The organism is Bacteroidota bacterium (genome assembly GCA_036522515.1).
In the GTDB taxonomy this organism is placed as follows: Bacteria; Bacteroidota; Ignavibacteria; order UBA10030; family SZUA-254; genus VBOC01.
On sequence record DATDFQ010000038.1, the window covers coordinates 1 to 13,860 of the forward strand.

Genomic DNA, 13,860 nt, shown 5'->3' on the forward strand with positions numbered 1-13,860 from the left:
GCCCGGGGAAGTTTCATGGCACGGATCCACCCGTACCGGTCGAGGTCGATTTTCCCCTTCTGAAACCGGACCCCCTCCTTCTCAAGCAGCCGCTCTTGCCTCCGATAGTGTCCCCCCTCCCGGGGCAAGGAAATTCTCCCCTGGGAGTTGATGACGCGCTGCCAGGGAATACGGGAATTGGGTGGAAGATTCCGGAGAGCGTGCCCGACGAGTCGTGCCTGACCGATGAATCCGCTCAGGCGGGCAATTTCGCCGTAGGTGGCGACTTTTCCGCGGGGGATTTGGGACACGACCTCGCGGATCATCGTGTCCCGGACCGATTGCGGGGAAGGCCCCTGCTTGGTTCTATTCAAGCTGCCGGGTGAATCAGATAAACAACGGGGCCAGAACCAGTGTGATCGTGGAGAGAAGCTTGATCAAAACGTGCAGCGACGGGCCGGCCGTATCCTTGAACGGGTCGCCGACGGTGTCCCCGACTACGGCGGCCTTATGCGGTTCCGACTTTTTTCCGCCGTAAGCGCCGGTTTCGATGTATTTTTTCGCGTTGTCCCAGGCGCCTCCCCCGTTATTCAGGAAAAGGGCCATCAGGATTCCGGTGATCGTTCCTGCCATCAGGAATCCGCCCACGACTTCCGCCCCGCTCGCGCCGGTGGCGGACTGGCCGCCCGCGTAATAAATCCAGCGGAACACCACACCCACACCGACCGTCATGCCGACAACGAGCAGTCCCGGGAGAACCATCTTCCGGAGGGCCGCCTTCGTCGCGATATCGACGCATTGTCCGTAATCAGGCTTCGAGGTCCCCTGCATGATCCCGGGATTGTTCTTGAATTGTTCACGGACGTTGTTGATGATCGCGTAAGCCGCCTTCCCCACCGCCTTGATCGCGAGGGAGGAAAAAAGATAGACGAGAACCGAACCCAGCATGGCGCCCACGAAGACCTCGGGCTTGTTGAGGTTGATGACGGGCTCGAACGAGGGCATGTAGTTCCTGACTTCATCGATGTACGCGCCGAACAGAAGGAAGGCTGCGAGCGCTGCCGATCCGACCGCATACCCTTTTGTGAGGGCCTTGGTCGTATTCCCGACCGAATCGAGCCGGTCCGTCCGCTCGCGGATCTCGTGCGGCTGCTGGCTCATCTCGACGATGCCGCCCGCGTTGTCCGTGATCGGGCCGAAGGTGTCCATGGCGAGGATGTACGCCGCGGTCCCGAGCATCCCCATCGTCGCGACCGCCGTTCCGAACAATCCTCCGCTTGTGAGGCCCGAATGGGAACCGAGGAAATATGCTCCCACGATGGCCGCGCTGATCACGAGGATCGGATATCCGGTGGATTCCATTCCGACTGCCACGCCGGCGATGATGTTGGTGGCAGGGCCGGTTTGAGACGCTTCTGCGATCGATTGCACCGGGCGGTACCGGTATTCGGTATAGTATTGCGTGATATAGACGAACGCGACAGAGGTGAGGACCCCGATGATTCCGCAGAGGAAGAAGTTAAAATAAAAGTCCGCTCCGAGAAGCCATCTCGACGCGAAGAAAAATCCGGCCATCGCCAGCACGGCGGTGATGAAGAATCCCCGGTTGAGGGCGTGCATCGGGTCTTCGTTCTCCTTCGCCCGGACGGACATGATCCCGACTATGGAGGCGATGATTCCGAACGCGCGCGCGACGAGCGGGAACAGAATGACTCCCAGGAGAGAGAGATGATTGGCGTCGAAGTAGGCGGTGTTTGCGCGATAGAGGCCCGCGGCGAGGATCATCGCGCCGATATTTTCCGCAGCGGTCGATTCGAACAGGTCCGCACCGCGGCCGGCGCAATCGCCGACGTTATCACCCACAAGATCCGCGATCACGGCAGGGTTCCGGGGATCGTCTTCCGGAATGCCTGCCTCCACTTTTCCGACGAGATCTGCTCCGACATCGGCCGCCTTCGTATAAATTCCGCCGCCCAGCTGGGCGAAGAGGGCGACAAAACTTGCGCCGAAGCCGTACCCGACGATCAGGAGGGGGATCTTCGTAATATCGTCGGTCACTCCGAGCCCTTTGACGAGCGTGAAGAGGCCCGCGACACCGAGGAGACTCAGGGCGACGACGAAGAAGCCCGAGACCGCGCCTCCGCGAAGGGAAGTCTGGAGCGCGTCGTTCATGCTCGTACGGGCGGCGGACGCCGTCCGGATATTGCTTCGGATCGCGACCCACATTCCCATATACCCCGCGGCGACGGAGCAGGTGGCTCCGAAGATGAAGGAGAGCGTGGTCCACAGCGCCAGGTCTCCGGTGCTCGCGGGATCGTGCTCGTTGTGCGCCCGGACGAACGCGTAGAGGATGTAGATCAGGCAGGCGAGGGCGACCGCGAGGAATGCGATCGTTCTGTTTTGCCTTCGGAGGAAAGCTTCCGCCCCCTGCTTGATCGCGTTGGAGATTTCGCGCATCCGTTCGGTCCCGGTGTCTCTCCTGAGGACGTCACGGATGAGGTAGAGGGCGAAGAGCAACCCGATAATGCTGATTCCGAAAATGAGTGACAATTCCATAGAGGCCTGCCGATCCTTTCAAGTTTCCGAATATGGTTTGCCGAAGGGGGGTGCCATGTGGAGACACCTCCTCCTCCTGCCCGGCTCGGCGGGCAGGGATTCCCCCGTCAATTCAATGAGTACGTACCTGTTGAAGAAAGCCTGAAGGGCTCAGTTTCTTCGGAAGGTGGGCGCTAAGATAACGAAAATATATGAGAAAGTCGAATATCCGGGACCGGCAGGCTACTCTCCCAGCAGCTTGATGTATTTCGCCGCGTCCTCGGCTTCCTTTGATTTCGGGCAGGTATCCATCACCTTATGGTAGAACCGCTTTGCCTCGTCCTTGTTATTGCTGTTCTGATACGATTCTGCCGCCCAGAGGAGCGCCTGGCAGTTCTTCGGATCGAGCTTCAGGGCCTGTTTCAGGTTTTCCGCAGCCTTCGCATAGATGGGCCCGTTCACCTTCGGATCCTTGCTCTTCCCGGCATCCGTCAGATACCCGACGCCGATCGCGATGTACGATTCGACGAGTTCCTTATTGTACTTCCCCTCTTCCTCGTTATTCGCGGCAAGGGACAGCTCGATCACTTTTCTGTAGGCCTCAAACTCGTCGTTCCTGTACGATGCGACCGATTCGTCCCCGGCGTGCAGGAGGGCGTAGCAGCGCGCGAGGGTGACCCACGCCTGGACATAGTCCGGCCGGTATGTGATGCTTTTCTTGATGTACTCGAGCGATTCCTTGTACTCCTTGATCTGCATCAGCGACACCGCCGCGTTATACCGGGACGCGAACTGATACCCGGCCGAGGTATCGCAGGCGATTTTCCGCTGGAACATCCCGACCGCATCCCTCCACTTCTTCAGCGCCATGAAGATCGTCCCGTAATTATACGGTATGTCGCAACGGGCCGAATCTTTCCTGAACGCGCGTTGATACACGCTCGCCGCGCTGTCATAGCTCTGTTTCGTCTTGTAGGCCGACGCGAGTGTGATCAATTTATCGACGCTGAGCTGGTCCAGGTTGACGTTTCTGTACGCGCTGATGGCCGAGTCGATTCTCCCCGTCCGGTTATAGCAATCCGCCATCATCGTCTGAACTTCGTTCTGGGCCGGATCCATCTTCAGCACCTTCTCGCCCACCGGGATGAACTTTTCACAGTTGTTCGTCCCGTAGAGGGCGCGGGCGTACTGGGTCTGGACCGCGAGGGAGTCCGGCTGGAGCCGCGAGAGGCGTTCGAAAATGGGGAGCGCGTTCGCGTACAATTTCTGCTTCGCGCGGAGGTAGATGTCGCCGAGATTCCTCAGCGCGACGACGTTGGTCGAATCGAGGGCGAGCACATGCGAATAGGCTCCGGCCGCGTCGGCGTACAACCTGGAACGTTTGTTCGCGTCGGCAAGCTTCAGCCATAATCCCGCCTTCGTACTGTCATGCTGGACGGCGTTTTTGTACTGGTCGGCCGCCGCCGCAACGATTTTCTGCGCTGCATAGACGTCGCCCAGGAGTTCATAAATCTGGGCGCTGGAGGTGTCCACTTCCCGGGCCTGGAACAGCACGACCGAGGCGGGCTCGAGAGAATCGGCCTTGATGAGGGCGGTCGCGAGGAGGAGATAGCCTTCGAGGTTCTTTTTATCGTCGTTGACGGCATCACGAAACGCGGAAATGGCAGCGAGGTAGTCCTTCCGTTCGAGCGCTGCCTTCCCCGCCTTCATTTTGTCTTCGGCAAGCCCCTTCGGGGCGGACATGAGGGCGAGAAGCAACATCAGGAACGTTATGTTTAGTTTTCTTTTCACTGTCTTTGACCTTCGCTCGTTAGTTGAACAAGCCGGACCGGCATGGTTGCCGGAACCAGTCCACTATTAAGAACAATCTTTTGTCCGGGTGCGGATGTGACGAATGACACAAAACCGATTCCGACGCTGTACATGTCTGCGCGGGAATAGAAATAAATTTCGCGGGTAAGAGGGTAAAACCCCTGAAAGACATACGCCTGGTGCGGTTGGAAGTATTTTCCTTTCGTTCCGGTCGAATCCGGGGCATTCGGATCCGCCAGTTCGAGCACCTTCACCTTCTCCTTGTTCGTGCTTACCCAGTTCAACCCCAGCATGCCGATCGCGTTGGGATGGCCCGCAATGAAATCCACCATCTCGCCCGACGTCGCCGTCACGGCTTCGGGCTTCGCGGGTTCGCTTCCCCGAAGGAGCTTCTCGCCGATTGTCTCGAACGTGCCCGAATTCCGGCTGGGGAAACAGAGCTCAATCCGGGCCGATGAGGCGCCGCCGACCTCCTTCCAGGAGGTGATGGCGCCGGTGAGGATGCTGTCCAGCTGAGTCGTGCGGAGCCGGTCGACGGGATTGGCGGGATTGACGATGATTGCGATCGCGTCGATGGCAATTTTATACTCCGCGATTTCCAGGTTCGCCTTTCGGGCGACCTCGCGCTCCTGCGCATTGAGGGCGCGCGAGGAAATGATGACCTTGATCGTGTCGTTGAAGAGCCGGGCGATCGCCTCCCGCGCATGCGCGATCTCGAGCGTTACTTTCGCGTCCGGATAGAGCTCCTCGAACTTCGCCTTTTCCGAATCGATCAGAGGCGATACCGATTCGGACGTAATCACAATGGCGTGGCCCTTCGTCGGCGTCTCCTTCCGCTCCGGCTGGCAGGCAAGCGAAGCCAGCGCCAGGACCGGCGTGAGACACCACCCTACCAGGAGATACCTATTCAAGTTCTCTCCGCGCATTTCGCTGTTTCATCCAAATCATTACGATTCTGTACGAGCCATACAGGATCATCACACATCCGAGGATGATCCGATAGTTCGACGGAACGTAGGAGGGGACCATCGGACCTGCCAGGATAAAGATCCCGACAACGAGAATAAGGCCGGCGGTGACGAAGCTGATAATCCGAAAGATCAACTGCGCCACGACTTCCTGGCTGCTCCGGCGAATGCTTTGAGTCATGTCCGTCACCGCTCCAACGTACACCTCTATGGAATGGTATCTCTCCGGCCTACTTGTTGAGCCTGAACCGGAACGGAACCGAGGTCCATACCGCGACAGGCCCGTTGTTCATGATCGCCGGAGTAAACACCCATTTATATGCCGCATCGATTGCCGGCTGGGCGAACACTTCGGGATCGGCCTTGAGCAGGACGACCTTCTTGACTTTTCCCTCTTTATCCACCCAACACTTCACCTGCACCGTCCCTTCGAGCCCCGCGCGCCGCGCAAGCTCCGGATACTCGGGCTGAACGATCTTGATCGGCACGGGCAGCTTCTCGACAGGCACAAAATCGGGCGGTTCTTCGTCCTCGATCTTGATATCCTGCTGTACTGCCACTCCGCCTCCGCCGGCTCCTGACGAGACAACCGGCGCCGGCGCCTCAGAAAGCTCCTTCTGAGTCGCGATCGTCTGCTCGGGGCTTACTTCCGCGTCGGGAACAGGCACCGGGACGCCGACTGTCGGCTTCGCGACAGGGACGCTCACCTGAACCTGGGGCGCAGCCTCCGTATTCGTGATCGAGGGGGGAGGACCGAGCTCGCTATACTTCATGATCCTCACCATCATGGTTGGCTCCTCATCCGCGGAGAGGTACTGGTAGAGATAGTATCCTCCGATCAGGAAAAAATGGAGCAGTATGGCGGAGCTCAGCGCGTACGTTCCGTATTTTCTGTAGAGTCCCCTGAGTTCGCGCATCCCGTAGGCTGCGGTTGCTGCCACTGCTTTTGCGCTCATTTGTATCTCTCCTTTCTCACCTATGAAGTCGCTTTCTGCAGGAGCTGCTTGTCCGCATCCAGCATCGGCGCGAGGCTGAAGCGCGTGACGTTCGCGAGATTCAGCTCATCCATGATATCGACCATGAAGTGGTATTTTCCCTTCCGGTCGACCTTGATCAGTGTAATCAGCCTGGGGTTTGCGCTGTTTTTTTCCACCATGAGCGACCGAAGATTCTTGAAGTCAACCTTCGCAGGCGTCTCCGCCCCGACATTCCAGTAAATCGACCCGTCCTCCTTCACCAGAAGAGTCAACAGGTTGCTCTGCTGAACTTCGACCTTCGTCTCTGAAGGAGGGAGGTTGATTTCCATGGTCTGCGGACGGTTCATGGTCGTCGTGAGCATAAAAAAAGTCAATAAGAGAAACGCAACGTCCACCATGGGGGTCATATCGATCCTGACCCCCAGGCGCCGTTGTTTCTTATGCTTTTTTCGTTTTTTCTCGTGCCCCCGCGGGGCCGAGCCAGCATCCATTCCAGCCATAGCGTGGTTCCTTTAGTCTTTTTTCAATTCGGTGACGAGATTGAACCTCGTGATATTCGTTTTTTGAAGGACATCCATCACGTCTTCGGTGATCCCGAACTCCGCTTCCTTGTCGCCCTTGACGACAGTGTAGAGGCGCGGATTCGCAATCCTGGCCTGAACGAGCAGGTTGGCCAGTTCCTTTACCGTGACCTCCATGCTTCGCCGAAGCTTGTTCGCCTCGCCGAAGACTCGCTCCATCATCCGGGGCGAGTCGAATCCGAGAAAAATCCGGTCGTCCTTGCTGATGGTAATCAGCATGACGTTCGACTCGGGCAGCTTGAACGCGGAGTGCGAAGCGGGGAGCACGATCTGCACCTCCTCGGGCGGCCGGAACTGGGTCGTCAGCATGAAGAATGTCAGGAGCAGAAACGCGACATCCACCATCGGGGTCATGTCGATCTTGACGGAAACCCTTGCTTTCTTTATTCTTGGCATCGGGGTTATCCTTTCAGGATTACTTTGCCCGGGTGGTCAGTGTCTGCACCACGTCGTAGCTGGCTTCGTCGATCATATAGGTGAAATTATCCACCTTGTTGACGAAAAAGTTGTACGCGACGATTCCCACGATCGCCGCAAAGAGCCCGAGCGCCGTGTTAATGAGCGCTTCGGAGATACCGATCGACAGCTGGATCGCGTCGGGAGCTCCGCCCTGGGCTGCGAGCGCGCGGAACGCGCGGATCATCCCGATCACCGTTCCCAAGAGTCCGAACATCGTCGCGATGGACGCGATCGTCGACATTGCGATGAGATTCTTCTCAAGAATCGGCATTTCGAGCGCGGTCGCCTCTTCGATGGAGCGCTGGACCTCGGCCATCTGTTTTTCCGCCTCCATCCCTTTGGCGTCACGCGTCATATTCTGCCACCGTTCGAGGCCCGCCCGGATGATGTTTGCCATGGAACCGCGTTGCTGGTCGCATGCCTGGATCGCCGCCTCGGTATCTCCCGTGGCGAGGCTGCGCTGAACGTTTTTCAGAAAGGTCGCCAGCGATCCCCTGCCCTGGGCCCTGCGGAGCGAGAGCGCCCGCTCGACGACGAACGTGACCACCATAATGGAAAGCGTGATCAGGATGGGAACGATCACCCCCCCTGTGTAGACCTGTCCCATCAGGTTCGTGGGCTTTTCCTTGTTCGCTCCGTCGCTGAAATTCCCGGGATTGCCGAGAATAAACATATAGATCACCATCGAGGCGGCGAGCGCCCCGACGACCAGTATGACGACGAATGTGGATTGTTTCATGAGTATGGCTCCTCTGGATTAGTGGTAGTGTGTGGGATTACGTTACAGATTTAATTTTACGAAAACTCTGGACGGCCTCATCGACCGTCTCGTAGACGTCGAACACATCGATCAGCTTGGTCACAACAAGAAGGTTCTGCACGCTGTTGCTGATGCCCGAGAGCTTTACTTCTCCGCCATTCTTCACATAGGTGGCGTGAGCGGCGATGATCGAGCCGATCCCGGAGCTGTTGATGTACGTGACTCTCTGAAGGTTGATGACAAGAGACTTTATCCCCTGCTCGATAAAATCGGCCACCGCTTCGCGGAGGAGATCCGTATCGCCGTCGCCGACGAGCGATCCCCTCACTTCGATGATCGCTATCGTTCCGCTCTGAACCGTCCGCACTCTAATCGACATTCGAGGCCTCAAGAGGGATACGTTTGCCCCTCATCAGTTTAACTCGGGCTCCGATGCTCATGTTCCGGAAAAACGATCCGTTTTGGGGAGGACCGGAACAACCCGGGAACCGTGATTCTGACAGGGGAACCTGCACTAACAATTATTAATGCAAAGTCGATGCCAGAATCGTACCGGGGAAGGGGCTTAGGATTGCTAGATTGGGGCGGTCGGAGCTTAAGGGAGGATCGGCGGACCCGGGTGCGTTGCGGATTGCACGGCAGGTTGGACTAAAAATGATCCATGTTGCCTATATCGATGTGAAGAAACACGTTACAAGCATTGCAAATTGCAATGAAGAGCCGGTCAGAGGCCGTATTTCTTCCGCTTACGCCACAGTGTGGCCGGGTCGATTTCCAGGATGCGCGCCGCCTCTTCGAAGTCGCCCGTCAGCCGGAGCACCTTCGCTATGTGCGCGCGCTCCGTCTCGGCGAGCGAGAGCAAACCGGCCCCGTGCCCTGCAGGCGCGTTCAGCTCGGGAGGGAGGTGGGAAATTTCAATCATGCCGTCCCGGGCGAGGAGCGCCGATCGCTCCACGACATTCTCGAGTTCCCTCACGTTTCCGGGCCACGAGTAACTCGTCAGGCAACGGACGGTCTCCGGAGAGACGCCGATTTCCCTTCCCCCGGAATACTTCCCGAGGAAGTGATGGATGAGAAGAAGAATATCTTCGGGCCGCTCGCGGAGGGGCGGCAGGGAAATCCGGACGGCGTTAAGACGGTAATACAAGTCTTCGCGGAAGCTTCCCTCCCGGATCGAAGCGGCGAGGTTTCTGTTGGTCGCTGCAAGAACTCTCACGTCCACCTTGCGTGTCACGCTCTCCCCCACACGCTCGAACTCACGATGTTCGAGAAAACGGAGGAGCTTCACCTGCGATGATTGAGGGATCTCTCCCACTTCGTCAAGAAAGACCGTTCCGCCGTCGGCAAGCTCAAAACGTCCCTTGCGGTCCTTGTGGGCGCCCGTGAAGGCGCCCCGGACATGCCCGAAGAGCTCGCTTTCAAGAAGATTCTCGGGGAGAGCGCCGCAGTTCACTTTGACGAACGGTTTGTCGCGCCGGCTGCTCCGTTCGTGGATCAACTGGGCGACGAGCTCCTTGCCCGTCCCGCTTTCTCCTTCGATGAGGACGGACAGCAGGCTGTCCGCGACCTGTTCCGCGAGCTCGAGCCTCTCCCGCATGACCGGGTTTCTGGTGATGATGGAGGTGCCTGCGCCCGGCCGCGCCAGAAGCCGCCGGAGGCTGATAACCTCCTCCTGAAGCCTGTGATGCTCGAGGACTTTCCCCGCAAAAATCTGTACTTCCTTCAGGTCGAACGGTTTTTGGAGGAAATCGAACGCGCCGTTCTTGATCGCTTCCACCGCGCTGTCGACGGAGCCGTGGGCCGTGATAATCACCGAGGTCGTTCCGGGGGATCTTTTGCGGATTTCTTTGAGGACTTGCATCCCGTCGATCGGCTCCATCTTGAGGTCGATGAACGCGATGTCATACTTGCCGTCTTCGAGCTGGTCGAGGGCGTCACACGGGTTTCCGAACCCGTCCACGCGGAAATCGACCGCTTCCAAACCGATCGTGAGCGTCTTGAGGATGTTCGGTTCATCGTCGACGACCAGCACCCGTCCCCTGTCGCTCATGCTGTGTGCACCTGCGACGCCGGAAGCCTGAAATAAAATTTCGTCCCTTTGTTCAGTTCGCTCTGCACCCAGATCTTGCCGCCGTACATCTCGACGATTTCTTTCGCGATCGCGAGGCCCAGCCCGACGCTTCCCGGCGTGGAATCCGCCGACTGCTTGACCTGCACGAACTTGTCGAAAATCTTCTCGAGATGTTCCGGCGCGATCCCGCGCCCGGTGTCCTCGACCCGGATCAGCACGTCGTCGCCCTCCGCGCGCGCGCTCACTCCTACCGAGCCCCCGGGGTTGGTATACCGGAGCGCATTGGTCACGAGGTTTGAGATGACCCAGGAGAACTGCTGTTCCTCGCCGATCAGGCTCGGAACATCCTCGTCGACGGAACATTTCAGTTCGACCCCCTTCTCCCTGAACGGCAGATGGAGGGGTTGGAGGGTCGTCTCGATGACCTTGCGTATGTCCACGATGTCCTCCCGCATCTCGATCTTCCCCGATTCGAGCTTCGACAATTGAAGCAGTTCGCGGACGAGTTTCGTGAGCCGTTCGCAGTCTTGCTTCGAGCTGATCAGCAGTTCTTCCTGCGCGTCGGTCAACGGCCCCACAAGGTGCTGCCGCATGATATCGACGCTCATGTTGATCGAAGTGAGCGGGGTGCGGAATTCATGGGATACGGCCCCCATGAAATCGGATTTCATCTTGTCGAGCTCCTTGAATTGCGTGACGTCCTGAAGGATCAGCACCACCCCGTTCCGGTTCCCGTACTTGGAGGGGATCTCCGAGACCCGGGGCCGCAGGTAGACGGTCCGGCCGGAGATCTCGAACTGCAGGTAGGGCATGCTCAACAATGACGATCCGCCCGGGTTCTGAAGGACCCCCAGGAGTCTCGCGTCGGTGATCGAGTCGGCGACACGCTTGCCGATGAGATCGCGCTCGGCGACTCCGAGGAGAATTTCCGCCGAGTGGTTGATCAGCTGCACGTTCGAATCGGAGTCGCACACGATGATCGCATCGGCGATGCTCTCGACGATGGTCTCCGACTTCTGCTTTTCCGACAAAATTTCTTCAATATTCAGCTCTTCGAACCTCCGCAATCGCTCCGTCATCTTGTTGAACTCGCGGCTCAGTTCTCCGACCTCGTCGTTGGTTTGTATGTCGATCTTGAGGTCGAGGCGCCCCCTCCCGATCTTGTGCACGGTTTCCGTCAGGCGTTCGGCCGGCAGGATGATCCGCTTGGTGAACTGCCACACGGTGACGACGCTGAGCGCGACCGCGAGCAGGGAGGCGACAAGGACGGCGATCGCGGCCTCGTGCGAGGTCGTGCGGGCCTGCCGTTCGACTTTCTCCATCTCTTTCTGGTTATCTTCGATCAGCCAGAAACAGTTGTCGGACAACCGCTGGGAGAAGGGGCGGACGATGCTGGCATAAAACGCCTTCGCCTCTTTGAACTGCCCGTTGTCCGCGAGCGCGATCAGCGAGTCGGTGACGATCAGATATCCGTCGTAGGTCGACCGGATGTTGTCCAGGATCGGCCCTGCCTCCGGGAGGGCCCGGTTTTCGTCGGTCCGTTGGAACCACCTGTAAAAGTCGTTCTTGGCGTCGCTGAACTCGGTCCTCCCGTTCTCGATATCCAGGTTCAGGATCGAGGAGAGCGCATGCTCATGCCGCTCGATCGAGCTGGCCATTTTCTCGACCGCCACGATATTCGGGTAGGTTTCGCCGAGAATCGAGTCGAGCGCGTCAGTCAGCCGCTTGAAATTATAGATCGCCCAGACCGTCACCGCGACATTGATCGCCAGCAGCACGACGTAGCCGATTCCGACCTTAAATCTGAGGCTTCGAAAGAAGGGTACCTGCATACTTACTCCACTCTCCCCGATGTCATTCTGAGGAGCGAAGCGACGAAGAATCTACCATACGAGAATATATTGAGAAAGCGGTGCAAATTCAACCGGTTGACTCTCGCCGAATTTCTTGGTATCATGTGCATCATTTCGCCCGAAAACACCCCAATTCATCATACTCTATGGAACTCTCGACCAGCCGTCCGCGCGTTATAGGCTGGTTACGCAGCGCTGCAATCCTCGACGGCGATTGGGGCACCAGCATTTGCTACGTCCTCGGGATAGCCTTCTACCGCGCCGGTTACTTCAGCGGGTGGCATCTGATGATGATGCTGGTGTTCACGGCGCTCATCTCTGTGAATTACATCACCATCTGCAGGCTGTATCCCGGCGGCGGAGGGGTGTACAGCTCGGTGAGTCACCGCTCGCGCACCTTTGCGGTCATCGGGGCGTTGTTGCTGAGCGCGGATTATGTCGTGACGGCTTCCCTCTCGGTGCTCGACGCCTGCCACTACCTGGCTCTCCAGAATCCCGAGTTGTGGGCCATTGCGATCATCCTGGGAATCGGCTCGCTGAACTGGTTCGGGCCCCGGCACGCCGGGAGCGTGGCCATTGTCATTTCCTTCGCGACCCTCGCGGGGCTCATGACCCTGGTCGCGGTGACGTTTCCCGCTGCGACCCGCCATATTGTGCTCGTGCCGGAGCCGGGGGGCGTCATGAAAAACTGGGGGTCTTTCGTGGCGATCATCCTCTCGATCTCGGGGATCGAGGCGATCTCGAACATGACCGGGGTGATGAAGGATCCGACCCGGAGCTCGCGCAAGGCGATCCTCAGCGTTCTCGCAAAAATCAGCATCGCAACCATCGTCCTGGGGCTGGCGATGCTCGCGATCCCCCACCTCGACCCGGTCGAGCACAAAGAAGAGATGATCCGGTATCTCGGAGAGTTCTATATCGGAAACTGGTTCGGCCCCATCATCGGCCTCCTTCTCGGACTTTTGCTGGTATCGGCCGGCAATACAGCCATCAACGACCTGATCTCGATCCAGTTTCTCATGTCGGTCGACCGGGAACTTCCCCGCTCGCTCAGGCTGCTCAATAAATTCGGGGTCCCGATGATCCCCCTTGCAGTCGCCACCCTCGCGCCGATCGTCGTCCTGCTGCTCGTTCATGATGTGATTACGCTGTCCGAACTCTACGCCATCGGCGTGGTGGGGGCGATTCTCATCAACATCGCCTCGACCGGCACGGACATGTCGCTCAAGTTGCCGACCCCGACGCGCGTCTTCATGATATTTTCCGCCGGAATTCTCTTCCTGGTCGAGTCCACGATCGCCCTCGAGAAAACCAAGGCTGTCATCTTTGCTTCGAGCGTCCTCGTGGCCGGCCTTATCGCGCGGGAATTTGCGAGGCGGCAGCGCATCGTCTCGGAGCCGGTCCCGGTCCCGGCTACTGCGCCTATTTCCCCGGCCACGGCGAAGATGGAGTTCTCTCCGATCACTTCAAAAGTGATGGTGGCGGTGCGGGGGCCGGGTGAAAAGCTTCTCAGGCAGGCGTGCGAGGATTCTCAGGTGAGGAAGGCGTTCCTGTTCGTCCTCCAGATCAAGCAGGTCGCGATTTCGGGCCTCCTTCCGGAAATCATCCCCGCTGAGTCGTTCGGCGACTATGAATGGATCGACAGAATCTGCAGGGAGTACCGGTTGCCCTACCGGACAATCACGGTGCTCTCACCGGAGGTGGGTTATACGATCGCGGAGCAGGCGGCCACGCTTGGCGTCGATCGCCTCATCCTCGGCGCGACGCAGCGTTCCCTGGTGGATAAGGCGTTAAGGGGGGATGTGATCAAGACCGTGTCGGCCTTGCTGCCGGATGAGATCCAGCTCGCGATTTACAGAACGTAG

13 protein-coding genes are annotated in these 13,860 nt (G+C 58.4%); 1 reads left to right on the forward strand and 12 read right to left on the reverse strand.

Going from position 1 to position 13,860, the window contains the following annotated elements:
• From VI215_05520 to VI215_05575, 12 genes are all read right to left on the reverse strand, one after another.
• Window positions 1-353: MGMT family protein (locus VI215_05520; GenBank protein ID HEY6191770.1), on the reverse strand; the 353-nt coding region annotated here is incomplete at its 3' end.
• A gap of 13 nt (window positions 354-366) precedes the next feature.
• Window positions 367-2,535 (reverse strand): sodium-translocating pyrophosphatase, encoded by a 2,169-nt coding sequence (locus VI215_05525; GenBank protein HEY6191771.1) that lies wholly within the window; start codon window positions 2,533-2,535, stop codon window positions 367-369.
• Between the two features lie 222 nt (window positions 2,536-2,757).
• Window positions 2,758-4,305: a tetratricopeptide repeat protein gene (locus VI215_05530; GenBank protein ID HEY6191772.1), complete on the reverse strand. Its 1,548-nt coding sequence runs from the start codon at window positions 4,303-4,305 to the stop codon at window positions 2,758-2,760.
• Window positions 4,302-5,237 carry a substrate-binding domain-containing protein gene (locus VI215_05535; protein HEY6191773.1) on the reverse strand — a complete coding sequence of 312 codons (936 nt, stop codon included), beginning with the start codon at window positions 5,235-5,237 and terminating at the stop codon, window positions 4,302-4,304. Before VI215_05535 ends, VI215_05530 begins: the two co-directional genes overlap by 4 nt.
• Complete coding sequence (locus VI215_05540; protein HEY6191774.1) at window positions 5,230-5,475, reverse strand: hypothetical protein; 246 nt, start codon at window positions 5,473-5,475, stop codon at window positions 5,230-5,232. The genes VI215_05535 and VI215_05540 overlap by 8 nt, the downstream gene beginning before the upstream one ends.
• A gap of 49 nt (window positions 5,476-5,524) precedes the next feature.
• Window positions 5,525-6,250, reverse strand: coding sequence for an energy transducer TonB (locus VI215_05545; GenBank protein ID HEY6191775.1), 726 nt, complete (start codon window positions 6,248-6,250; stop codon window positions 5,525-5,527).
• Between the two features lie 20 nt (window positions 6,251-6,270).
• Window positions 6,271-6,771, reverse strand: coding sequence for a biopolymer transporter ExbD (locus VI215_05550; GenBank protein HEY6191776.1), 501 nt, complete (start codon window positions 6,769-6,771; stop codon window positions 6,271-6,273).
• Between the two features lie 12 nt (window positions 6,772-6,783).
• Window positions 6,784-7,248 carry a biopolymer transporter ExbD gene (locus VI215_05555; GenBank protein HEY6191777.1) on the reverse strand — a complete coding sequence of 155 codons (465 nt, stop codon included), beginning with the start codon at window positions 7,246-7,248 and terminating at the stop codon, window positions 6,784-6,786.
• Window positions 7,249-7,267: 19 nt separating this feature from the next.
• The gene (locus VI215_05560) at window positions 7,268-8,050 is read right to left on the reverse strand and encodes a MotA/TolQ/ExbB proton channel family protein (protein ID HEY6191778.1); all 783 of its coding nucleotides are present in this window, start codon (window positions 8,048-8,050) and stop codon (window positions 7,268-7,270) included.
• 37 nt (window positions 8,051-8,087) lie between these two features.
• Window positions 8,088-8,450, reverse strand: coding sequence for an STAS domain-containing protein (locus VI215_05565; protein ID HEY6191779.1), 363 nt, complete (start codon window positions 8,448-8,450; stop codon window positions 8,088-8,090).
• A gap of 345 nt (window positions 8,451-8,795) precedes the next feature.
• A complete protein-coding gene (locus VI215_05570; protein HEY6191780.1) occupies window positions 8,796-10,121 on the reverse strand; it encodes a sigma-54 dependent transcriptional regulator in 1,326 nt (441 codons plus the stop codon).
• Window positions 10,118-11,974 carry an ATP-binding protein gene (locus tag VI215_05575; GenBank protein HEY6191781.1) on the reverse strand — a complete coding sequence of 619 codons (1,857 nt, stop codon included), beginning with the start codon at window positions 11,972-11,974 and terminating at the stop codon, window positions 10,118-10,120. The genes VI215_05570 and VI215_05575 overlap by 4 nt, the downstream gene beginning before the upstream one ends.
• Before the next feature lie 167 nt (window positions 11,975-12,141).
• Here VI215_05575 and VI215_05580 point away from each other — a divergent pair, with 167 nt between their 5' ends.
• Window positions 12,142-13,860: a universal stress protein gene (locus VI215_05580; GenBank protein HEY6191782.1), complete on the forward strand. Its 1,719-nt coding sequence runs from the start codon at window positions 12,142-12,144 to the stop codon at window positions 13,858-13,860.

Coding starts and splice junctions, on each gene's coding strand:
- VI215_05560 (HEY6191778.1), bottom strand. CDS start 8,050: ATGAAACAATCCACATTCGTCGTCATACTGGTCGTCGGGGCGCTCGCC.
- VI215_05545 (HEY6191775.1), bottom strand. CDS start 6,250: ATGAGCGCAAAAGCAGTGGCAGCAACCGCAGCCTACGGGATGCGCGAA.
- VI215_05550 (HEY6191776.1), bottom strand. CDS start 6,771: ATGGCTGGAATGGATGCTGGCTCGGCCCCGCGGGGGCACGAGAAAAAA.
- VI215_05540 (HEY6191774.1), bottom strand. CDS start 5,475: ATGACTCAAAGCATTCGCCGGAGCAGCCAGGAAGTCGTGGCGCAGTTG.
- VI215_05525 (HEY6191771.1), bottom strand. CDS start 2,535: ATGGAATTGTCACTCATTTTCGGAATCAGCATTATCGGGTTGCTCTTC.
- VI215_05575 (HEY6191781.1), bottom strand. CDS start 11,974: ATGCAGGTACCCTTCTTTCGAAGCCTCAGATTTAAGGTCGGAATCGGC.
- VI215_05570 (HEY6191780.1), bottom strand. CDS start 10,121: ATGAGCGACAGGGGACGGGTGCTGGTCGTCGACGATGAACCGAACATC.
- VI215_05555 (HEY6191777.1), bottom strand. CDS start 7,248: ATGCCAAGAATAAAGAAAGCAAGGGTTTCCGTCAAGATCGACATGACC.
- VI215_05565 (HEY6191779.1), bottom strand. CDS start 8,450: ATGTCGATTAGAGTGCGGACGGTTCAGAGCGGAACGATAGCGATCATC.
- VI215_05580 (HEY6191782.1), top strand. CDS start 12,142: ATGGAACTCTCGACCAGCCGTCCGCGCGTTATAGGCTGGTTACGCAGC.